Source organism: Alkalihalobacterium sp. TH-98, assembly GCF_057473385.1.
The window spans coordinates 23,966-46,353 of record NZ_JBYCKM010000005.1 but is presented as its reverse complement, the minus strand read 5'-3'; the positions used below and the strand labels follow the sequence as shown (position 1 = coordinate 46,353).

The window sequence follows — 22,388 nt, the reverse complement described above, 5'->3', positions numbered from 1 at the left end:
TATTTTCTTACGTCCGTGTTCTGATCCTTCATTCAAGTTCCGGTCGTGACGTTAGGTTAAGTTTTTACATATCCTTTACGTTATTAATTCTCTCTGGATACTTAATAAATTCAATTTCCCCATTTTCGATATGGTAAACAACAGGAATGATTGGTACGTGTCGACCTAACTCTCTATAGATTGGGTGCGCATGCAATCGTTCTACTTGCTTGAGAAGGTGTCTCTCTGAAAGTTGCGTAGTGCACATTTTTGTACTATCTTCATGGATAAACGACTCCCGGATTCCCTTCAGCCATGGTTTTAAAGCTTCTTCGTTATTTCCGTTTACCGCTGCATCAATCCCTCCACAATGAGTGTGACCGATGATCAGGATTCCTTTTACTCTTAAGTGCTTTAGAGCATAATATAAGCTTGCAGAAAAGCTTTCATCATGTTCATTTACTTGATTACCAATATTACGGTGAATAAATAATTTCCCAAGCGGCATTTGTGTAATGACAGAAGGACTCACCCGTGAATCACTACACGCTAAAACAAGTAATTCCGGTTCTTGCCCCTGAACCATATTATCGAAGAAATGAGGGTCTACTTTTCTCATCTCTTCATAAAACAGTTTATTGTTTCGTTTCAATTCCCTTTCCATTTCACTCACTCCTTGATTGTGGCTAGTGCTTCATCAATTGAATGAGACTCGATTTTCCCCTTGTATTTTTCATACCAGCCCGCTCGCTTTAAAACATCTCGGACAGGTCCTTTAATATCACACAACATGATATTCTTTCCGAGACTTTCATAAGTGGTGAACAGTTCGTTTAAGTGTTCAATTGCAACAGCATCCATGTCATTTACACCTGAAAAATCAAGGATAACAGTATGAAGTGAAGGTTGCTCCAAGAACTTTCGTTGAATCATGTCTTCGATCTTTGTAATGTTTGCAAAATACAACGGCGAGTCGATTCTTAATATGGAAACATTCTCTTTTTCGACAGCTTCTGGATATCTTTTAATATTACGATAGACATTCGCCTCTTCTACATAGCCTAATTCAGCAACATGAGGGTTTGCACTCCTCCATATAAAAACGATAAGAGAGAAAATAATACCCAGGAAAATACCCGTTTCAATCCCTAACGTTAATGTGGCGCCAAATGTAATTAACAATGTAGCACCGTCTATTCGTTTGATCTTAAATAAATGCCTCGCTTCTTTAACATCAATTAATCCATAAACAGCTACCATAATAATCGCAGCGAGAACAGCATTCGGCATGTAGTAAAACCAAGATGTAAAGAATAATAGTGTTAAAATGATTAAAGTTGCTGTAATAATAGCTGCAAAACCTGTTCTGGCACCAGCACCGTAATTAACGGCTGAACGTGAAAAACCGCCAGTTACTGGATACCCTGAAAAAGTTGAGGCCGATACGTTAGCAAGTCCTAGACCAATTAATTCACGATTTGCATGTACTTTATATTTCTCTTTAGTAGCAATGACTTTTGCCATCGCGAAACTTTCAACAAACCCGATGATTGCGATTGTGATTGCGATTGGCATTAAGGCGCTAACAGCCTCCATACTCCACGCCGGTAAGGAAACCATCGGTAAACCGTCTGGTACTTCTCCAATTATACTTACTCCTTTTTCATGAAGGTCAAATATATAAACAAGAAGTATACTATAAACAACGACCACAAGTGGCGCTGGAATTTTCGGTATCCACTTCTTCATAACGATTAAGATAAAAATACTAGTAATTCCAATGAAAAAAGTATAAAAGTTAATGCTAGTGATTTGTAGAATCGCCCGATATAATAGTTCAAATACATTTTCACTTGAGGGAAGGTTAATCCCCAGTAGATGTTTTAATTGGCTGAGACCAATAACGATAGCTGCTGCAGAAGTAAAACCACTAATAACTGCATGAGAAATAAATTCTGTTACAAATCCGAGTTTCAATATCCCAAGAACTAATTGTATGACCCCAACCATTAAGGTAAGTAATAATACAAGTGAAATATACTCACTTGAACCTGGATCAGCCAGTCCTTGGACACCCGTTAATACAAGAAGTGACACCATCGCAACAGGTCCCACTGCAAGCTGTCTTGAAGAACCGAAAAAGGCATAAACAATCAGTGGGATCGTTGATGCATACAGCCCGATAACAGGTGGCAAACCAGCAAGCATTGCATATGCCATACCTTGTGGAATTAACATGATAGCAACAATTAATCCCGCTGATAAATCACCGCGTAAATCATGTTTTTTATACGTCAACATCCACTCAAGCCCTGGAAATAACTTCTTGAGCATTGGTTTTCCCTCCTTTCTAATGAAGGAGAAGGTGACTCTCTAGCGATCTCACCTTCTCTTTTCTACTAAAAATAGATGCATCTCGTTTAATAGCATCTATTTTTAGTAATAGGTGGCCTAATCGTAGTTTGAGTCACCTTCAATTTAAACCTTATTAAGCTTTTTTAATCCAGAACTTAAAAACATCACCATCTTCGTCTTGGTGGACGAGTTCATTTCCAGAAGCTTTACACCAAGCTGCGATATCAGCTTTGGAGCCTTTATCTGTTGCATGAACTTCTAGTACTTGACCTACCTCTAATTCGTCGATTGCTTTTTTTGTGCGTACAATTGGCATCGGGCACGCTAATCCTGTTGCGTTTAATACTTTATTACTATTCATGTTCATTCTCTCCTTTAAAATTAAGATTATCTAGAATACATTACATTTAGATCACGTTTAGTTGCTTTCAACTTTTCCAGTCCATTCAGACATTCCAGGTTTTACGTTCATAACCATTTCAAAACCATTGTCTGTTAACAGCTTCGCAGCCATTGCACTTCTGCTCCCTGTACGGCATACAACGTATACAGTATCATGTTGATTTAGTTCACCTAGACGTTCTTCTAGCTCGCCAAGTGGAATAGATTTAGAGGTAGGAATGCGAGCAAAAGCATACTCAGCAGGCTCACGAACGTCTAAAATCGTTACTCCGGCTTCACCAATTTTGCTTTCTAATTCTGTATTTGATGTGACATGAGGAAAGTCAACTTCCTCCTTTGTCTCAGAAGGATCCGCTTTTCGTAAATAATGCAGTAGTACATCCCCTTCTTCGTTTGTACCTAAATATTGGTGGCCTGTTGAGTTAGCCCATGCTTTTAAGTCAGCTAACGACCCTTTATCTGTAGCTTGAATTTCAAGTACTTCACCTGAATTTAATTGATCCATTGCTTTTTTTGTACGAACAATTGGCATCGGGCATGCTAACCCTTTTGCATCTAACACTTGATCTACTTTAATTACCATGTTGTTACCCCCTCTTGTATTATACCCTTACCCCTATACATATATTATATTACAACCAAATCGCATTTTGGTCAACATTTTTTACCTATAGGGGTATGTTAGTACTGAAAATTTTTTTCTTGCTAATAGAGACTGACCTTCTCCTATACAAATATGTGGAGAGAGTATTCTATTTCATAAAAAAGGCTGCAAGTTGAAACAAAATGAAGATGGCTCCTACCAGGAACCAGAGATAGACAGCTGGTCATATTGGTGGTTTAGTGAAATGCTTTTTATCTTCTGCTGTCTTCTTTGGATTTATGCCTCACTGGTGAATTGTACACTTATCTTTTTTATCTTTCATGAAGTGGTCCCTCCCTTGCTTAATTAGTGCGTGTGGTGCACAGCACAACGATTTGGTCCAATTTCTAATTCCTGTTTACGCTCTGCATCAGCTTGCTCAACACCTCGGTTGATTGCAATTATATCTTCAAAGTTCGGTGGTTTCACAGAAGAAGCAGATTGTTCTACGTGGTCTAGGAATGTATCTTTAGTCATCGAGAACATTTTTTCATTACGTTCACGAATATTTCCTAATAGATCTCCAATATAGCCTTTGTCATTCACTTCTTCTACATAGTCAGCGTAGTGACCCGGAAGAACGATAACATCATCAGCAATCGCTGAAACTTTATCATAAATCGTGTGGTATAAATCATCTGCCCACTCACGAACTTTATTACCTAAGTCAGGACGACCTAAACCACTAACGAAAATGGTATCTCCTGAGAATAATAATTTGTCATTAACGAAGAATGATACACTACCAGGCGTATGTCCTGGTGTTTTTACAGCTAGAACTTCTAACTTAATGTTGTTAAATTCAATACGATCGTGATTTTCTAATGCTTCAAACTCAAAGATTGCTCCTTCACTCTTCATTAAGAAATATTTCGCCCCTAAATTTTCCGCTAATTCATGGCCTCCTGAAATATGATCTGCATGTAGGTGAGAGTCTACAATATGAGTAATAGTTGCGCCTTCTTTTCTCGCTGCTTTAACATATACATCTGTAAAACGGCTTGGGTCAACGATTAGTGCTTGGTCATTAGATGTGACCATGTATGAAAGACACCCTTTTCCGATACGAATAAATTGGTCTACTTTAATTTTTTCATCTTCATAAATTCGAACTTGGTGAAGATGTTCACTCCATGCTTTCATTCCATCAACTAATGAGTATACTTTGTTAAAACCTGCTTCAACTATCATTTCACCTACAAATGCAGATGATCCACCCTTCGCACATAACACAACAATGTCTTTATCTTTTGGTAGTTGATCTACAATTGAGTCAACCCCATCAATCAGTTCAAAGTAAGGAACATTAAGATGTGAGAAAGTTTTCCCTTCTATTTTCCAATCTTGGAAATCTGACTCGTTTCGAACATCAAGAAGAAATAATTCATCGTTATTTACAATACGATCCATAATTTGTTTTGCAGTAATATCTTTTACATTACTCATGTTTCATCTCTCCTCCCATAGGTTTTATACCCTAGTAGGTATCTTTGTTGGTTCTATCTTATACCTTAAGGGGTATATTTGTCAATAGAATTCATTAAATTTTTTTTACCCCAACTTCTATTGCTCATAAATGAATTTTCACTACTTTCTTAAATTTATCCCTAACACCATTTGCGCTCCTTCATCATCTCTATGAAGGACACTTCCCTTGCTTTTCTACCCTGCTTTGTCCTTCATCACCTCTATGAAGGACACTTCCCTTGCTTTTCTACCCTGCTTTGTCCTTCATCACTTCTTTGAAGGACACTTCCCTTGCATTTTTACCCTGCCTTGTCCTTCATCACCTCTTTGAAGGACACTTCCCTTGCATTTATGCCTTGGTTTGTCCTTCATCACCTCCTTGAAGGACACTTCCCTTGCTTTTCTACCCTGCTTTGTCCTTCATCAGCTTCATGAAGGACAATTCCCTTGCATTTCTCCCATGCTGTGTCCTTCATCAGCTCAATGAAGGTCCATCTGTAATTGAAATACTGGCTTTAGTGGATACATTTTTCCAGAATGGAGAACTTAATTTAGAATACGTATTTTCAAATAGTGACAAGCAGATTTCATTATAAATGTAAAATTAAAAAGGATTGGTATTAACCATGGTCTATTTACTATTACTCTTAGGGTTTGTCCTTTTAATTAAAGGTGCTGACTATTTTGTTGATGGATCTTCAGCCATTGCCACGCTATTACGTGTTTCTCCTTTATTAGTTGGTCTGACGATTGTCGCCTTCGGTTCAGGTGCCCCCGAAGCTACTGTTAGTATTATTGCCGCTTTAGAGGGTAGTACAGATGTAACAGTGGGGAATGTCGTCGGTAGTAATATTATTAATACAGCCTTAGTGGTTGGTGTAACCGCGGTAATATTTCCTTTAAAAGTTGAAAGTGCCACCATTAGAAAAGAAATACCTCTGGCTTTCTTGGCCAGCATTGCATTACTTGTGTTAATTAGCGATCAATTTCTCCAGAATGCAACAGAAAACATGATTACTAGAAGTGACGGTATTGTCTTTTTATTGTTCTTTTCCATTTTTCTATATTATGTTATTGAAGCAGCGAGAAATAGTCGTGAAACATTAGCTGAAGAAAATGAAGATACGCAAAAGCCAACATGGGGGAAAAACATCCTCCTGGCGATTGCAGGATTAGCAGCCATCATTATAGGTGGATATTTAGTTGTTGAAAGCAGTACGGAAATTGCAATTCGGTTTGGAATGAGTGAAACATTAGTCGGTCTAACAATTGTAGCGATTGGATCTTCACTACCGGAACTCGCCATATCCATTTCTGCAGCATTAAAAAAACAAAGTCAAATGGCTTTAGGTAATATTGTTGGGAGTTCCATTTTTAATATTTTATTTGTGCTGGGAGTCGCTTCAATTATCACACCGCTCCCAGTGGATCCAAAAATATTTTTTGATGTCAATGTTATGATCATTCTTACCGTCGTTTTATTCATCTACTCTCGAACAGAATATACTATAGGAAAATTAGAAGGTTTGATTTTGTCACTCGTTTATATTATTTACTTGGTATTAATAATCATTAGAAATTAAACTGGAGTAAGTAACTCTGGATATAAAGCAAAAAAGGCTGTCTCATTTATGAGCAGCCTCTTCAATTTGAAAGATACAGTTAAGACATCCATGTTGTAAAGTTTGTAAAGCTTGTTTTTTTCACTTGTGGTGTTTTCATATCGGGATAACCAAGATAAATAAACCCTAATATTTCTCCTCGTTCAGACATTCCGAAAAACTCGTTCACTTGTTTCTCGTAGCAAATCGCTCCAGTACGCCATATCGCTCCTAGGTCAAGAGCATGCGCAGCAAGTAACATATTTTGTATCGCTGCATGAACTGCGGCATACTCCTCTTGAATTAGTACATTCTTTTTAGAGCTCGGCTCAACCCCCACCGTTATGATAACAGGCGCTCGTAGCGGGTTTTTCTTGGCTCGCTCAAGTTTCTTAACCATATCTGGCGTGGTAGGATCTTCGGAATTCGCTGTTGTAATCTTTTCAAATACTTCCCCTAATTCCGAACGACTATCTCCTGTTAGAACGAAGAAGCGCCACGGTTCAGTACGAAAATGGTTAGGTGCATACGTTCCAGCTTCTAATATTTGTTCAATCAATTGATTTGGAACAGGGTCCTCTTTAACAATACCTATACTTCTTCTCGTTTTAATCGCATCAAACAACTCCATGCAATCACTCCTTCAATTGAGTTATGAGCCCAGAAATGCTTCTTCATCTATATGAAAGGTTTCACTGAAGTGTTAAAAGTCGTTTAACGAATTTTAATCATTTCCAGGGCAAGCGCAAGATCTGACATAGATCGTGAATGTGTGAAAACCACCGAGAAGCTTATGTTTCGAGTTAGATACTCTTTTTGTTGCCTTTGTTTTTTTCATGTTTAAATTGTCTATACTTTTCATCTAGTTTTGTAAAAAGCCATTGTAAAGCCAAACCGTGAAGCAATACTCCTAATATCGTAGTAAAGACTAAAAGAATAATAGAACTAAACTGACTCACTTCGATCCCCCGATGCCCGAAAAACATCATGTGTTGCATAACGAATATAAATGCGTCTAGAAAGGTCTCTACCTTCGCTTCTATCCTCCATAATATCGTCGACTTTATGGTAAGTAAAAACAGAAGTAAGACTATTATACTGACTTTTGATTGGTAAGAAGCTTTATCAATAATAGGTTGAATATAAAATTTTGTAACCGTCTTAATGCGAAATAAGTATATGACTCGTACAATCCTAGCAATCTGAAAAAACTGATCAAATGGAACTATAGCAATGACAAGGAAAGGATTTTGTTTAATGAATGTCCACTTGTGCTCTGCCTTTATATATCGTATTAAAAAATCAACTAAAAATATACCCCAAACGATCCAATGGACGAATTGATTATATGGATGATCCGTCCAGATTGACATGACCGTCAGCACGACTAAGAGGATCATCGTCCCTTCATAAATTCGTTGAAAAATGAGCATATGTTGTTGTTTCACACCTTCATTATATTGTAGTGGGGAAGTTCATACTACAAACCTAGTAATGTAAATTTCGATAAAAAACACTTAAAAAAGTACCATACGCTACCGTCATACTTTCTTAAGATAGTTTCTACTAAGTTTGTGAAGCTGGGGATTATAACCATCTTAACTATAACATTTCCTAACAAATCTAGCTTCAAAAGATAAATAAATGAATAGCTGGAAAGAAAATCAAATTGTGACAATATTGTTAAAGGTATTGCAAAATAGTTAGAAAATTTGTAAAATTTAAATTAGTTATCAAAACTTTTTATTATTCAGTTTTGATTTCAAAATTTTAGAAAAAGGAGGTACAGCGATGGCTGGTATGAATACTGGGAAATTGGCTCATGACCATGCGTTACAAGTTTTAGAGTTGCTAACACATGAGTATTGGACGAGTGAATTGATGGAAAAAGTTAAAAATGAGCTGAGAGTTTCTTATGAAAAGCTTAGCGAGCACTTATGTGCTGGAAAATGTGCTTGCGGAGATCAAAAGTCAGATGTCGACTTTTATCAAACGCTATATGAAGATATGCAAGAAGCATTATCTTCACAATCCATGTCGGTTGTTCCTGTACTTCAAGACCAATTACTGGAGTACTATCAAACTAAGGATCAGTCGCATCGGTGTATTCAATCGTTATTGAATACTAAACATAAATGGGTGGATGAGATCGACTAAACGAAAGAAAACCAGAAATGGCTTAGGCTATTTCTGGTTTTCTTTCGTTTAGGTTTTCAATTTGTATTTAGAAATGGAATTCGCTAAAATCACGGTGAGGTGATCTTTTGGATATTTTGCTCTGGATAATCATTAGTGTGCTATTTGTATTTAGTTTCATTGGACTCATTTACCCGATCATTCCATCTGTCGTGTTGATTTGGCTAGGTGTTGTTCTCTATTATTTCTTCGGTTCAGCTGCGGCTGTTTCCTGGTGGACTTGGGCAACACTTGGCGTCTTAACAGTCGTGTTGTTTTTAACCGATTATCTAGCAAATCTCTATTTCGTTCAACGCTCTGGGGGATCCAAATGGGGAATTCGTGCAGCAACAATTGGCGTAATTATCGGCTGTTTTGTCATTCCTCCATTTGGAATTCTAATCGTACCGTTTATCCTCGTCCTTCTCACCGAATTAATTCAGCGAAAAGCGTTAAGTGACGCTATGAAAGTAGCATTAGGAACACTTATCGCCTTTTTGAGTGGGACATTTGCCAAAGCTCTTTTTCAGTTAGTTATGATTGTTGTGTTCTTGATCGATGTGTTTTTATAGCAAATGGTTCGCTTTACGTTAGAGTATGCACCTTCTCTTTTGGTCCTAATGCTAGCCTTTATAAGTACTTCTGCCAAAATCGCAGCTTTTGAGAAAACAGAATTTCAGCGATTTCACGGGAAATCCATGTGGCTCCTAGTTCTTTCATGGAAAACGTCGAATGTTTAACCATGTTATTACTTAACACGATGATCGTTATATCATCGTCTATGTATCTTTCAAAATGGCTAACGTAACCACCGGGATGTGTTCCGCCGTGAGCAATACTCCGTCGGTCGAATTGATTTTTAATAAGCCACGGATAGCCGACAGTTATCCATTTACCGGAATAGCTCGGTTCCTCCATCATGTTTACCGACGCTTCGCTTAAAATATAATTTTCCTTTAACGCACGGTCTAATTTATATAAATCTTCTACGGTGGAATGAACTTCACCACATGCATACAATAAGGACGGGTGAAAGAAAGTGCCTTGTTTTCCTTTGATATGATTTTTAGCTGTATTTTCTAAGTTTTCTCGTTCAAAACACGAATTTTTCATCCCAGCAGGTGCAAATATATTTTCTTTTACATATTGTTCATAAGAAGTTCCTAGTACCTGCTCAATGATTAATCCTAGCATTAGAAATCCAGTATTGTTGTAAGAAAACTTCTTTCCCGGTATGAAGCGCAGCCCTTTGTTATGGACAATATTAATGATTTCTTTCGGTCTATACTCTTTAGTGTTATCAATTGCTTTACCGATCATTAAGTAGTTAGGGATACCTGACGTATGGTTGAGTAAATGATGAATGGTGATGTTTTCATTTTTGTATTGCGGAAAGAATAGACCTATTTTCTGACTTAATGAAAGAATGCCATGCTCAATCAATTGCAGGGTTGCAATAGCGGTAATTGGCTTACTGATTGCAGAAGCAGTAGAAAAACGTGTATCGGTCGTGTTTTTAATTTGTTTATCAAACTCTGCGAAACCATAAGCTTTATGAAATAGGACCTCCCCTTTTCTAGCAACAAGGATACAACCAGAAAAAAGGGGGTTTTTTGATAGATATTCATCAATTTGCTTAATCATTAGGCACCCCGAACGTTAGTGAATTAGATTTATTTATGCTTAATTCGACAGTAAATGAATTTTATCCTCCAGTTACAAAGGGTGACCGCAAATTAATTAAGTTACACTCAGCCTAGAGTTATACTTTTGAAAAAGCAATCCCACCTTTTCTCGCCCGAATATTAGAGTTGATCATCTCGTACAATTGGCTTTTGTTTCCTTTAGCTTCATGACCGTCACTTGTTAACTGAAAATAAAGTAGCTTTAAATCAAGCGCAGTTGTTTCTTTTAATACTTTTTCTTTCGAATTTATAGTCCAATAATTCATAATTTGATCTTGGCTTTGGAAGATTTCATGGTCCAATTTCGTTCCTTGTAAATCGTTATATTGTTTAGCATTTATATAAGAGATTGCTTGTGAGAAAGAAGTAGCTTTGGACTTCTTTGCCTTAGCTGCTTGTTGCCGTAGTCCCTTTTTTTCTTCTAAGGCTAGATTCTGTTCTGCGGGAGTTTGATCATATTGTGTCATTGTAGCGATGATCTCTTCTAGGTTACGAATCTCTTTTTTTGGCGTATTCACAGTTTCATAGATCATTTTTAATTTTTCTAAATGGTGTATTGCATCTTGAAAGATTTGTTTTTTCACTATACCTCTCCTCCCTGTTTAACCGATCATAAGTAATGCATTGTAAAATTTCAGCCGTTAATAAACCATACTCTCCACTCTTATTTCCTTTAGCTGTTTCCCTTGCGATCATTTCACTATTATGAATAATGGTCGTAAAAATATGGTTCCCTCCACTATGTTCTGAAAGAATAGATTGGATATTTGCTGTGAGTAAGGCTGCCTTTAATTGATCGTGTTCAATGCGATTTTTTACAGTCGTTTTTTTCAGTGTTTCAAAAATCCCAAGTAGTCTTGGTTGCGGTCCAAAAATTGTTTGGGCTAACATTGCAACTTGATCATGTTGGCAATATTTCTTATAAATGGTCTCTACAGTTTTAATATAATGGGCAACACCACGGACGCTCATCGTTTGGATAATGGAAGGAATAAGATAATAGTCTGAACATAAAAACGCACCTTGAGTAATTACGTTATTACTTGGAGGACAGTCAAACAAAATGAAATCATATTGATCTTCTATCTTTGTCGTTTGAAGGAATTGTTGCATAATCACAAGATCTTCGAGGGTATTCGTAAGGTTCATCTCCATCTCATCCAAACCGCCTGATGAGTAAAATATATTGGATGGAATAAAATCAACTTCATTATCGGTCGTTTTAATGAACGTTGAAGTTTGAAAAGATATTTGAACCTGGGGGTGTTTTTTCTGCTGTAACCAAAGGTCATAGACAAAATTTAGACATTCATTTGGGCTAAGTTCATCAAGAGAGCCATTCACCCGAGTTAAACATATTTCGCTTAAAGAACATTGGGGATCTAAGTCGATAAGTAATACTTTTTTTTGAGCTTCAACGAGATGTAATGCAATTTGATAGATACTCGTTGTTTTCCCCACTCCGCCTTTATAGTTCCCAACAAAAATCTTCGTAGCCATTACGACACATCCTCTTAGAAGTTAATAGTACAATGTATTAGAAGATTGTTTTTATATTCCAATTCTTAGGCGTATTAATTACGGTCTGCATAAAAAAATAAAGGTTATGGTAACCTTGATTTTTTATGGGTTTATGGGGTTTAATCTTAAATAGTGAGTAACCTTGGTAACTTCTTGATATGGCTCTGTTTTTGTAAATCCGATTGAACGGTAAAAATCGTCAGCCTCTGCAGTGTCGGTGTATAGAACGAGTGAATTGAAGAAACCTCCTGCATCGGCAATAAGTTGTTCAACTAACCTTTTTCCAATACCAAGACGTCGATTTTGTTTTTTTACATAAAACCGTCTCAAACGCCCAGCATTAGGCCAATTTGCATTCTGTTCCTGGTTTAAACCACCAATAGCAACCAAAGACCCTTCTTCAGTAAAAGCACCGTATAGTACTTCGCCAGGTCTATTAAACGTATTTGTACCCCTTTCATATTCAGCCAATAACCTGGCAATAAAGCGAAACCGCTCCGCTAGACTCTCAGCTAACAATTCACCTACATCAATTTTCATTAGATCTGCAATAAGTCTTACTTCAACCTTTTCGATGGTTACCACCTAACTTCATCTTTTTTTGGACCATTGATTCAAACCATGCCCAAGGAAGAAGGTTCTTCATAAAAATTGTCGCTCGGATCCCTTTTCCAACTGGATAGCGAAGTTTTGTTTTTTTCGACCGACAGATATTAGCGATAACTTCGACTACTTCATTCGGGTCATCTGCTCGTTCCCCGGTTTTCTTTGCCACAGAGTAAACTTTTTTCATAAACGCGTCATAGTCGCCATCAATATTTGGGTCAATTTTACTCAAGGATTTTTCCCAAATTTCAGTTTTATACGAACCTGGTTCGACGATGCTCACTTGAATGCCAAAAGGCAGTAATTCTAGCCGAAGGGACTCACTAAACCCAGATAGTGCAAACTTTGATGAAACGTAGGGACCTAAACCAGGAAAACCAACGTGTCCGCTAACGCTTCCAATATTAATGATCTTACCGTTTCGCTTCTCACGCATCATCGGAAGAAATGCTTTTGTTACGGCAATGACACCGAAAAGGTTTGTATCAAACTGTGCCTTCCACTCTTCTAGGTCCAAGAGCTCTGTAATTCCGCCGGCACTAAATCCAGCATTATTGATTAAAATATCTATTTTGCCATATTGATTCTCAACATACTGCCTGACGTGTTCAATTTGGTGAGAATCCGTTACGTCTAATGGCAGGATTTCAATTCGATCTGTTAATTTTCTTTGCTCTGCTTCCATTAGAAGTTCTGTTTGTTTGGATAAATCACGCATCGTGGCGATGACTGTATACCCTCGAGATGCTAAGTCAAGTGTGGATAAGTACCCAAAACCACTATTCGTTCCCGTAATTAATACAATTTCTTTATTCATGATCTGCTCTCCCTTACAGTTATGGTCTATAGGTATTCGATATCGTTCCTATCATTGTCCTTTATTTCGTCGAATTTTGTTTTTCTGCGATAATCTCCTTTTACTACCAATAGCTTGTTTGATTAAAATTCTAAATCGAAATAAATACTATTTACAATCAAGACATGTTACGATAGACTATAAACCGTAATAATTACGTTTATAATGGAAGCTACATCCCTACACCGTGGTTGAGCTTATAGGAGGAATATTAGAAATGAGAGTACCAGTAACAGTTTTAAGTGGATATTTAGGAGCAGGTAAGACAACCTTACTAAATCATATATTACAAAATCGTGAAGGCTTAAAAGTAGCTGTCATCGTTAACGATATGAGTGAAGTGAATGTTGATGCTAGACTAGTTAAAGATGGCGGCTTTGTTCGTACGGAAGAAAAACTTGTTGAAATGCAAAATGGCTGTATTTGCTGTACACTGCGTGAAGACTTAATGAAAGAAGTGGAACAATTAGTCGATGCTGGCGGTATTGACTACATTGTCATCGAGTCTTCAGGAATCAGTGAGCCTATCCCTGTTGCTCAAACGTTCACCTATCTAGACGAAGAAATGGATATTGATTTAACGTCAAAATGCCGTTTAGATACGATGGTTACTGTCGTTGATGCCAACCGTTTCTGGGAAGATTACGCATCGGGTGAAACGTTATTAGACCGTAAACAAGGTACAGATGAAGCTGATACGCGTGATATTGCTGACCTCTTAATAGATCAAATGGAATTTGCCAATGTAATTATCTTAAATAAAACCGAAATGTTAGAAGAAAGCGATACAAAAGAACTAATGGACTTCTTACGCAAAATGAACGCTGATGCAAAGATCATTCCAACTTCACATTCCAACGTTCCACTAACGGAAATTTTAAATACGAACCGTTTTGATTTTGATAAATCAAGTCAATCGCCTGGTTGGATTAAAGAATTAAACGAAGAGCATACACCAGAAACTGAAGAATATGGAGTGACTTCGTTTGTTTACCGTCGCCGAAAGCCGTTTCATCCAGAGCGTTTAATGAATTGGCTTGAAAATTGGCCGGTTGATGTCGTTCGAGCAAAAGGCTTCTTCTGGCTTGCATCAAGAAATGACATGGCAGGTCTTCTCTCTCAAGCAGGTTCCGCAGTAACGATTCAAGGTGCTGGCGAATGGGTAGCTGCTTACACTGAAGATGAAAAACAAAAAACACTACAAGAAGAACCAGAATTACTTGAAAAGTGGGATCCAGTATTCGGCGACCGTATAACAGAGCTTGTTCTCATTGGGATTGATATGAACCATGCTGAAGTGGAGGCATCACTTGATGATTGCTTGTTAACGGATGAAGAAATGATATTGGATTGGACTACTTTTAACGATCCAATTCCTCGCTTTGTTGAAGCTTAATATTGATAAGGACTAAGGACTAAAGTAGAGTAACTCATAACAGTTTGTGATACAGGTTTTTTATAGGCTGTTTCTATTTGAAAAAATGGGGGCATGTCTCATAAATTTCCTGTAAACATTAACGAATGAGTTGCTCTTTTTCATTTTTTCGATACGATTTAGTTAATTTACTCATTGTAATAACAGTAACCAATAAGCATAGTCATTTACCTCAGCCCCTATTGCTTGTAAAATATCATTATCTAATTCATGACGTATACTAATGTAACTGAATTCAACTAAAATCAAATGTGGTGAAACAAATGCTTATTTTAGCCATTATTACCTGTCTATTTTGGCTCGCTGTTTTAATCGATGCAACACTAGGAATGAGGAAACTTGAGAAGTTAGAAAACGTAGAAACAAATGACGCAATCAAACTGAACCCGCCGTTGATTTCCATCATTGTTGCTGCTAGGAATGAAGAAAATGATATTGAAGGAAGTTTGAAAACTCAACTTCAACAAACCTATAAAAATGTCGAATGGATCGTTGTCAATGATCGATCTACTGACCGTACCGGTGATATCATTAATCAAATAAGTACTACAGACAGCCGCATCCACCCAATTCATATCGAACACCTAGAAGAGGGATGGCTCGGGAAGAACCATGCATTATATCAAGGGTATTTAGCTTCAAAGGGAAACTTTCTCCTTTTTACAGACGCAGATGTGTATTACAAACCGGATACATTAGAAAAAGCACTCTCTTATATGATTGAACATAAAGTTGATCATTTGACGCTCGCGCCCAATATGAATGTCAAAAGATTTTGGGCCAAGGCATTCGTGACCTTTTTTCTATTCGGTTTTTCTTATTTTAAAAGGCCTTGGAAAGCCAATGACGATAATAGTAAAGTAGCTATTGGGATTGGTGCTTTTAACATGTTAAGAAGAGATGCTTATGAAGAAATAGGCACACATCAAGTGATACGTGAACGTCCTGATGACGATTTGATGCTAGGTATCCATATAAAAAGTTCTGGTAAAAAACAACGTTTTGTCTCTGCGTTAGAACATATAGAAGTAGAATGGTATGCGACTTTAAAAGGAGCCTTGATCGGACTAGAGAAAAATGCTTTTGCTGGTCTTTATTATCGATATACAATGGTTGTCATAGCAATTTTTGGTGTTTTTATCTCACAACTCCTTCCTTTTCTTGCTGTATTTTTTACGACTGGTCTTACTAGAGTCGTCTTTTTGTTCGCGATCACGCTATTGTTTCTTTTATATCATCGAACGGCTAATGTTATGGCGAAAAACGCACTTAAATACTTTTTGGTTTTTCCGATCTCAGCAGTACTGTTTATATACTGTATTATCCGCGCAACTATTTTAACTACCGTACGTGGCGGAATCATTTGGAGAGGCACATACTACCCATTAGCGAAGCTACGTAAACCAAATAAAAAATAATACTAAAAAGCGAGGTATTCCTTCAATGAAGGACAACCTCGCTTTTTCTTAGTTCAAGAGAAGTGCAATTTTTAGTGATTTTCTGTAATGACGCCAAAATCATGCTTTATCTTTAGTTGCGGTCGCTTGCTAGTAGTTGGCGTTTTATTAAAGGTCACAAGAATGAGTATCATTTAATGATCTAGTAATTTTTACTATCACACAATACAAAAGCTTATACTAAACTCTTTTACTCGCTTTCGTGAAGCATATAAGTTGTTTCGTAGATATGCTCAATATCTTGATCTGTCATATGTGACATTGTTTGCTTCTCCAACCCTTTTACCATTTCAATATAACGGATCATATTCTCACGTTCTTTTCTACTCATTCTTAATTTCCCCTTTCTGTATTATAACAATGTTTTATTTGTTTATTATTATATAACAGAATAAATGAAAGTCAACACTGTTTTCTGAATTTTTTTATGTTTTCTTACAAATAGGAAAAGAGGCTTGACCTATAAGGTATTCCGCCACGCCTACGAATGATTTCTACAAACTAAAGTCATACTCTAGCTTGTACTTCCAGTAGGTTACGAACCCCTTTTGATCTTCCTCTTCGATTTCAGTTTATTCAATTATCCGCTTTGCAAATCGTAATTTTGTTGCCCGATCCCTTCTTGTTGACCTACAAATGGCATAGAGGAGGATCAATCAAATAAATTGGGTGCTTCATCAAGAGTTGCCCCAAATTTATAAACAGCCAAATAAATTGTTTCACTGTTCTATAACATAAACTTCCACTTAGTTTCTGTATTTGTATTTCGTTTCCTGACAAGCTGTTTTTCTGTCATTTTTTAATGCTTGATCTCCTTTTTTAGGAGAGACTACAACCATCTGAAAAAAATCTTTATTGTTAACCCCTAGTGTACATAGTTGTTTTCAATCATTACAAATTTGCAAGTGGTAACTTTATTGTAAATGTCGTTCCCACTCCTACTTTCGTAGAAACAAAAATATCACCGTTATATTGTTTAACGATTCCATAGCATACCATCAATCCAAGACCTGTTCCTTTTTCTTTCGTTGTATAAAAGGGTTCGCCAATTTTATTTAGTATTTCAGATGGGATGCCTTTTCCATTATCACTAATTGAAACGACAACGTTTTGATCATTAATAGAAGTGTCCACAATCATTTTACCGCCATCATCCATTGCATCTATGCCATTTTCGATTATATTAAAAAATACTTGTTTCATTTGTGCTTCATTACACAGTACAAAACAGGTACTTTCTTTTGTTTGACACGAAATTTGAATGTTTTTCATCCGTGCATCTTGTTTAAAAATCTCAGTGGTTGTACTTAAAATTGTACTAATGTCATGCAGTTTGACCTGCTGAGATAAGGGCTTACCTAATGTTAATAATTCATTAGAAATCAATGCAATTCGATCTAGCTCACTTTCAAAAATAGAATAGTGGTCTGGGTAATGGATAGAACCTTCCTTCCATAATTGGAGGAAACCTTTAATTGTCGTTAACGGATTATTAATCTCATGGGCGATGCCTGCTGCTAATTCGCTGATAAAACTTAGCTTTTCTGATTGGATATGGAGTTGCTGTGCTTCAAAAAGAGAATTGTAGTTTTGTATCGTCTTTTCCAGTGCTGTTTTAGTAGATGTAATGTCATGAAATTGAATTGCATATTCGTTTCCTGAAGAATATATTTCTACATTAAACCAATTATCTGTACGCTCACAGCATAGCTCAAATTGTACAGTTTCTCCCGTTTTGATAACTTCTTGATATTTTATGTATAAGGGTGTTTGATCCAGAGCTTTAACTTCATTCCAAATCACTTTGTTCGTCAATGCTTCTTTTGATGTTAAGAATAACCTTTCTGTTGCTTTATTTAAGTATTTGCACTCCCCGTGCTCATTTAATATGAAAAAAGGGTCTTGCAAATTATCAATAAATTCGTCTAATCTTCTTTCTTTGTCGTCAACCTCATTCATGAATACATTCCTTTCCCAATTCCTTTTTTCATATTAACGGGCAGTAACTCCGACATGTAGTGGTTCTAATACCAATACGCCCATTGTGGAGATAACTGCCCCTATAAAATAAATGTAACCTACTCTAAGTTGTAAGATAGATGATAATGTGAATTTAAAAATGGTTGGTAATATGTTAATGTTATTTACTCCATCTTTCAATTCAACAAAAAAGTACAAACACCTTCAATAATAAACAAAAATAGGACTAAAATAGGAGAAAACACGTTAAATCAATTAACATGTTTTCTCCCGGTTACACCGCTGTTTTTTCTAGTATTAATCCATGTTCAACTCTAGCACAATTGGACAGTGATCACTGCCTAAAATGTGACTATGAACGTGAGCGTCGATCACCTTTTCTTTTAATGCTTCAGAAATAATAAAATAATCAATTCTCCACCCAATATTCCGTTCACGTACTTTGTTCATATATGACCACCAAGTGTACGTATCGGTTGTCTCTGGATAGCAGTGCCTAAATGTATCTACAAATCCACTGGAAAGTAGTGTTGTCATTTTTTCTCGCTCTTCCTTCGTGAAACCTGAATTCCCATCGTTTGGTTTTGGGTTTCTTAGATCGATTTCTTGATGGGCGACATTTAAATCTCCACAATAGACAACCGGCTTCTTTTCATTGAGTTCGTTCAAATATTGGCGGAGTTCATCTTCCCATTGAAGTCGGTAAGAAAGTCGCGACAAGTCTCGCTTTGAATTGGGTGTATAAACATTTACTAAATAGAACGTATCAAATTCCAATGTAATGATACGGCCTTCCTGCTCATCATCATTTTGACCTACGCCATAAGATACAGATAGCGGTTTTTTCTTCGTAAAAACAGCTGTTCCTGAATAGCCTTTCTTTTCGGCATAATTCCAATATTGCTCATACCCCTCTAATTCGAGAGTAATTTGCCCTTCTTGACATTTAGTTTCTTGAAGACAAAAAATATCGGCGTTCATTTCTTTAAAATAGTCTAAAAAACCTTTTGTTACACATGCTCTAATACCATTTACGTTCCAAGATATAAGTTTCATTGCTTCTCCGTCTCCTAGTTGTTTTTCTATTTTATATTATATTAGCTTGTAAACAAACAAGCTTCTTTATATGCTGATAGAGTTCTATTATACAAGAAATTAAAGATTTTGCACGGCTAGAAGCTTACCTTGCAATGGATGGACTTAGCTAAGAACAAAAAAGCATAATTTCCTAACTTACCGCCGGAAACTATGCCTCATCTTCAGTGTCGAGTTTAATTGTTATTTAAGTATGTTGTTAAAACGTTTGTAATATGTTCGATGTCTTTTGGCGTCTTAGATTGAATCACATAATGATCACCTTCTAAATGAGCAGAAACATTTTGTACACCTTGCTGACTTAAAAAATCTAACACATCATCGACGCTTTCATTTTGAGTTAATAATACTTTCTGTCCGACAAAATGACGATTGACGTAAATATCATACATGTCATGAGCATTCTTTACTTGCGCTTCAGCATCAGCAACACGAAAAAAAGGAAAGTTCAAATTAGTATTGTTGTTAAACATGGACTTCACTCCTATCTTGATGTTGCTGTTAGTATGCAGCACTAACCCAATTTGTATAACAGCTTAACATCTTCCTGTAACTAGATAGTTGGGCGTGAGTATTTTTCTTCTGGCCCATTTCTTCCTGTATCTGGATTTTTCGGGCTTGTAAATTCTTCTTTTGGCCGAATTCTTCCTTTATCTTGGATATCTTTGGTACGTAAATTCTTCTTCTGGCTCATTTCTTCCTGTATCTAGAAGAAGTGGTGCCCCGTACCAGGCCACACCTAAATATTTTTTTTATTTAATTTTTTATTGTGTCTATTTTTTTCTTTTTTTTAATATATGGGGGCCCCGCTCCGTCCCACCACTTCTTTCTTTTTTTATAAACCTTCTTCTTCAAAACGATTTAAGTCATTTTTATGTCCAATGACGATGAGGATGTCATTTAAATGAATGAGGTCATCGGGTAATGGAGATACGATAACCTGTTCTTTTCGTTTGAAGGCTAAGATGGTACAACCGTATTTAGCACGAATATCTAGTTGAATAAGTGAACGGTTTGCTACTTTTTCTGTCGCTAAAAGCTCGACAATGCTGTATTCGTCAGATAGTTCAATATAATCGATGATTTTTTCAGATACAAGATGTTGAGCAATTCGGATGCCCATATCTTTTTCAGGGTGCACAATTCGATCTGCACCGATTTTTTCCAACACTTTATGGTGATAATCGTTTTGCGCTTTCACCCAAACGTTCTTAACTCCCATTTCTTTCAACAACAATGTACATAAAATGCTTGATTGAATGTTTTCACCAATAGCAACAATCACATAGTCGAAATTTCGAATCCCTAAGCTTTGAAGAGTACTCTCTTCTGTTGCATTTGCGATCACTGTATGGGTTGAAAAGTTTGTAAACTCATTGACTTTGTCCTCGTTTGAGTCAATGGCTAATACATCGTGCCCCATCTTGTAAAGCTCTTTACATACAGATCCCCCAAAACGCCCTAAACCAATAACTGCAAATTGTTTCCTCATGTTCCTCTCCTTTATACACACCAAACGTATAATATTGTAAATTTACTCCTAGATGTTATTTTTGTCAATGTAAAAAGCAAAAGGAAGTAGTCGCATTCCGACAAACTTCCTTTTTATCAATTAGTGATGTGCGTGATGGTCACCGTGCGCAGAGATGATTTCGAGTTTTTCGTCAATAATCCCTTGTGTTTGGTACGAAACTACATCTGTTGTCCCTAATAAATAGGCATGATTATAAGGACCTTCTGTCGGCTCTAAATCAAACATTGGTTTTAATAATGTTAAGAAATCATACCATTCATCCGTTACCTCACCTTCTTCTAACCATACCATCGGTGCATGTTTACCCAGATGAGCGAAAGGTGCTGCAAGAATAGCAAGTTCAGGCGATGCAGTGGATGCTATCATGAGGCCGTGCCCAGGCTGATTAACGCCCCAGCCAAAGTTTGTTGTTCGATCTTTAAATTTTGCAAATTCAATTGAAAGTTCAACTGGTGTATCTCCTGAGATTGTAGTAACTGTTCCGTATTCTTCTAATTGCTTGACAACCTCTTGAGAAATAATATCTTCAGAACCAAGTACATAAATTTCTGCGTTACCATTTCGTCGCTCTAACGCTTCAATCGTTTCTTGAGGAAGCTCTGAATGCGTAACATAAAGTACCGGTTCAGACATATGAGAAATCCAACTTCCAGCAGGTATAGAATGGAGCTTTGCTTCCTCATCCATCGAACTAATAATTACCCCATTTGGCGTACCGTGGGTCAGTTCAGCGTAAATTTGATCAATCTCATTTGCAAATGCTGCTGCTTCAGTTTCCGTTGTTTGATCCACTTTAAAATCAACTAGCTTGTCTAACTCTCCTTCATTAACCGTTCCCATGACCATCACTTGAGTACCAGCAACATTTCCTTTCGGTTGCAAGCGGTTGATTTCAGTAATCACTCTGTCCGGGATGACTCCATTTTCTGTGTAAAATAACGGGCCATCATTTGGATGATGAACAAGGTTTAAACTAGCAAGTGATAATTGCCAGCTTTCAAGAGGTGCTAAAATAACTGTACCCGGCTGATTTTCCTCATGCGTTGCAGGCCAAATCATTTGTGACGTCATAATTGATAATTCGAGTGGATCCTCCGAAGGTAGTCGTGTAATATTTTTTGTATTAAAATGCAACAAGTTTTCGGCTGCGTTGTCATTGAAATTAGTTGGTGCAGTAAGTGTATCACCGTGATAATGACCACCGTGTTCTGTCTCATCAGCATGACCGTGTTCATGACCGTGATCGTCTCCCTCTTCCATATCTACTTCTTCTTGAACTTCTGTTTCTTCAGGAGTTGGACTAGCTTGATCGTGATCGTCATGATTAGCGCAAGCTCCTAAAACAGTAATGAGTGCCGCCAGTGTAACGACGGATAGTGTTCGTTTAATCTTTTTCATAGATTGTCCTCCTATGTACTATAAGTCGGTTCTTTTATAATGTACTAAAGAAATTTGAAGAAAGTTTGCAGATAGGAAAGTTCACAATTTATTAGAAAATAAAAGGACTTCTCACTACTTAGCGGTTTGCTCAATAACAATTGAAAAAGAGGTGCTTAATGCACCTCAACTATGACTAGTTTTTCTACTTTACACTACA

The 22,388-nt window shown here is 36.9% G+C and carries 25 protein-coding genes; 5 read left to right on the top strand and 20 right to left on the bottom strand.

Annotated features, from left to right (window positions below; translation table 11 throughout):
* Positions 1-64: 64 nt before the first annotated feature.
* The 5 genes from AC2VNP_RS01725 to AC2VNP_RS01705 all read right to left on the bottom strand — a co-directional run bounded on the left by AC2VNP_RS01725 (position 65) and on the right by AC2VNP_RS01705 (position 4,825).
* Positions 65-643, bottom strand: a complete 579-nt coding sequence (locus tag AC2VNP_RS01725; RefSeq protein ID WP_486915538.1) for a carbonic anhydrase — start codon at positions 641-643, stop codon at positions 65-67.
* 5 nt (positions 644-648) lie between these two features.
* Positions 649-2,313: a SulP family inorganic anion transporter gene (locus AC2VNP_RS01720; RefSeq protein WP_486915536.1), complete on the bottom strand. Its 1,665-nt coding sequence runs from the start codon at positions 2,311-2,313 to the stop codon at positions 649-651.
* A gap of 154 nt (positions 2,314-2,467) precedes the next feature.
* Positions 2,468-2,695: a sulfurtransferase TusA family protein gene (locus AC2VNP_RS01715; RefSeq protein ID WP_486915534.1), complete on the bottom strand. Its 228-nt coding sequence runs from the start codon at positions 2,693-2,695 to the stop codon at positions 2,468-2,470.
* A 57-nt stretch (positions 2,696-2,752) separates the two neighbouring features.
* Positions 2,753-3,319, bottom strand: a complete 567-nt coding sequence (locus tag AC2VNP_RS01710) for a sulfurtransferase TusA family protein (RefSeq protein ID WP_486915532.1) — start codon at positions 3,317-3,319, stop codon at positions 2,753-2,755.
* 366 nt (positions 3,320-3,685) lie between these two features.
* Positions 3,686-4,825 (bottom strand): MBL fold metallo-hydrolase, encoded by a 1,140-nt coding sequence (locus AC2VNP_RS01705; RefSeq protein WP_486915530.1) that lies wholly within the window; start codon positions 4,823-4,825, stop codon positions 3,686-3,688.
* 647 nt (positions 4,826-5,472) lie between these two features.
* Here AC2VNP_RS01705 and AC2VNP_RS01700 point away from each other — a divergent pair.
* The gene (locus tag AC2VNP_RS01700) at positions 5,473-6,429 is read left to right on the top strand and encodes a calcium/sodium antiporter (protein WP_486915799.1); all 957 of its coding nucleotides are present in this window, start codon (positions 5,473-5,475) and stop codon (positions 6,427-6,429) included.
* A gap of 79 nt (positions 6,430-6,508) precedes the next feature.
* Here the strand turns inward: AC2VNP_RS01700 and AC2VNP_RS01695 are convergent, their stop codons facing one another.
* Entirely contained in the window at positions 6,509-7,078 is a 570-nt protein-coding gene (locus tag AC2VNP_RS01695) for a nitroreductase family protein (protein ID WP_486915528.1), read from the bottom strand.
* A 172-nt stretch (positions 7,079-7,250) separates the two neighbouring features.
* The gene (locus tag AC2VNP_RS01690; protein WP_486915526.1) at positions 7,251-7,895 is read right to left on the bottom strand and encodes a transporter; all 645 of its coding nucleotides are present in this window, start codon (positions 7,893-7,895) and stop codon (positions 7,251-7,253) included.
* Between the two features lie 343 nt (positions 7,896-8,238).
* On the opposite strand from AC2VNP_RS01690, the gene AC2VNP_RS01685 reads away from it, so the two are divergent.
* Positions 8,239-8,604 carry a hypothetical protein gene (locus AC2VNP_RS01685; protein ID WP_418200367.1) on the top strand — a complete coding sequence of 122 codons (366 nt, stop codon included), beginning with the start codon at positions 8,239-8,241 and terminating at the stop codon, positions 8,602-8,604.
* 137 nt (positions 8,605-8,741) lie between these two features.
* Positions 8,742-9,194: a DUF456 domain-containing protein gene (locus tag AC2VNP_RS01680; RefSeq protein WP_486915523.1), complete on the top strand. Its 453-nt coding sequence runs from the start codon at positions 8,742-8,744 to the stop codon at positions 9,192-9,194.
* Between the two features lie 58 nt (positions 9,195-9,252).
* On the opposite strand, the gene AC2VNP_RS01675 is transcribed toward AC2VNP_RS01680, so the two are convergent.
* The 5 genes from AC2VNP_RS01675 to AC2VNP_RS01655 all read right to left on the bottom strand — a co-directional run bounded on the left by AC2VNP_RS01675 (position 9,253) and on the right by AC2VNP_RS01655 (position 13,251).
* Positions 9,253-10,266, bottom strand: a complete 1,014-nt coding sequence (locus AC2VNP_RS01675; protein WP_486915521.1) for a serine hydrolase domain-containing protein — start codon at positions 10,264-10,266, stop codon at positions 9,253-9,255.
* A 118-nt stretch (positions 10,267-10,384) separates the two neighbouring features.
* Positions 10,385-10,891: a hypothetical protein gene (locus AC2VNP_RS01670; RefSeq protein WP_486915520.1), complete on the bottom strand. Its 507-nt coding sequence runs from the start codon at positions 10,889-10,891 to the stop codon at positions 10,385-10,387.
* A complete protein-coding gene (locus tag AC2VNP_RS01665; protein ID WP_486915518.1) occupies positions 10,830-11,807 on the bottom strand; it encodes a ParA family protein in 978 nt (325 codons plus the stop codon). Before AC2VNP_RS01665 ends, AC2VNP_RS01670 begins: the two co-directional genes overlap by 62 nt.
* A 123-nt stretch (positions 11,808-11,930) precedes the next feature.
* Positions 11,931-12,413, bottom strand: a complete 483-nt coding sequence (locus tag AC2VNP_RS01660) for a GNAT family N-acetyltransferase (RefSeq protein WP_486915516.1) — start codon at positions 12,411-12,413, stop codon at positions 11,931-11,933.
* On the bottom strand, positions 12,391-13,251 hold the full coding sequence (locus tag AC2VNP_RS01655; RefSeq protein WP_486915514.1) for an SDR family oxidoreductase: 861 nt from the start codon (positions 13,249-13,251) through the stop codon (positions 12,391-12,393). The genes AC2VNP_RS01660 and AC2VNP_RS01655 overlap by 23 nt, the downstream gene beginning before the upstream one ends.
* Before the next feature lie 256 nt (positions 13,252-13,507).
* Between AC2VNP_RS01655 and AC2VNP_RS01650 the strand changes: the two genes are divergently transcribed.
* Positions 13,508-14,686, top strand: a complete 1,179-nt coding sequence (locus tag AC2VNP_RS01650; RefSeq protein ID WP_486915512.1) for a GTP-binding protein — start codon at positions 13,508-13,510, stop codon at positions 14,684-14,686.
* A 302-nt stretch (positions 14,687-14,988) separates the two neighbouring features.
* Positions 14,989-16,143, top strand: a complete 1,155-nt coding sequence (locus AC2VNP_RS01645; RefSeq protein WP_486915510.1) for a glycosyltransferase family 2 protein — start codon at positions 14,989-14,991, stop codon at positions 16,141-16,143.
* Between the two features lie 229 nt (positions 16,144-16,372).
* Here AC2VNP_RS01645 and AC2VNP_RS01640 read toward each other — a convergent pair whose 3' ends face one another.
* From AC2VNP_RS01640 to AC2VNP_RS01605, 8 genes are all read right to left on the bottom strand, one after another.
* Positions 16,373-16,513 carry a BH0509 family protein gene (locus AC2VNP_RS01640; RefSeq protein ID WP_486915508.1) on the bottom strand — a complete coding sequence of 47 codons (141 nt, stop codon included), beginning with the start codon at positions 16,511-16,513 and terminating at the stop codon, positions 16,373-16,375.
* Positions 16,514-17,073: 560 nt separating this feature from the next.
* Positions 17,074-18,141, bottom strand: a complete 1,068-nt coding sequence (locus tag AC2VNP_RS01635) for a two-component system sensor histidine kinase NtrB (RefSeq protein WP_486915506.1) — start codon at positions 18,139-18,141, stop codon at positions 17,074-17,076.
* A 33-nt stretch (positions 18,142-18,174) separates the two neighbouring features.
* Positions 18,175-18,360, bottom strand: coding sequence for a hypothetical protein (locus tag AC2VNP_RS01630; RefSeq protein ID WP_486915504.1), 186 nt, complete (start codon positions 18,358-18,360; stop codon positions 18,175-18,177).
* A gap of 99 nt (positions 18,361-18,459) precedes the next feature.
* Positions 18,460-19,218, bottom strand: coding sequence for an exodeoxyribonuclease III (locus AC2VNP_RS01625; RefSeq protein WP_486915502.1), 759 nt, complete (start codon positions 19,216-19,218; stop codon positions 18,460-18,462).
* Between the two features lie 215 nt (positions 19,219-19,433).
* Positions 19,434-19,730 carry a hypothetical protein gene (locus tag AC2VNP_RS01620; protein WP_486915500.1) on the bottom strand — a complete coding sequence of 99 codons (297 nt, stop codon included), beginning with the start codon at positions 19,728-19,730 and terminating at the stop codon, positions 19,434-19,436.
* Positions 19,731-19,810: 80 nt separating this feature from the next.
* Complete coding sequence (locus tag AC2VNP_RS01615; RefSeq protein ID WP_486915498.1) at positions 19,811-19,951, bottom strand: hypothetical protein; 141 nt, start codon at positions 19,949-19,951, stop codon at positions 19,811-19,813.
* 141 nt (positions 19,952-20,092) lie between these two features.
* A complete protein-coding gene (locus AC2VNP_RS01610; protein ID WP_486915496.1) occupies positions 20,093-20,749 on the bottom strand; it encodes a potassium channel family protein in 657 nt (218 codons plus the stop codon).
* A 120-nt stretch (positions 20,750-20,869) separates the two neighbouring features.
* Positions 20,870-22,189 (bottom strand): cell wall-binding repeat-containing protein, encoded by a 1,320-nt coding sequence (locus AC2VNP_RS01605; RefSeq protein WP_486915494.1) that lies wholly within the window; start codon positions 22,187-22,189, stop codon positions 20,870-20,872.
* Positions 22,190-22,388: the final 199 nt, after the last annotated feature.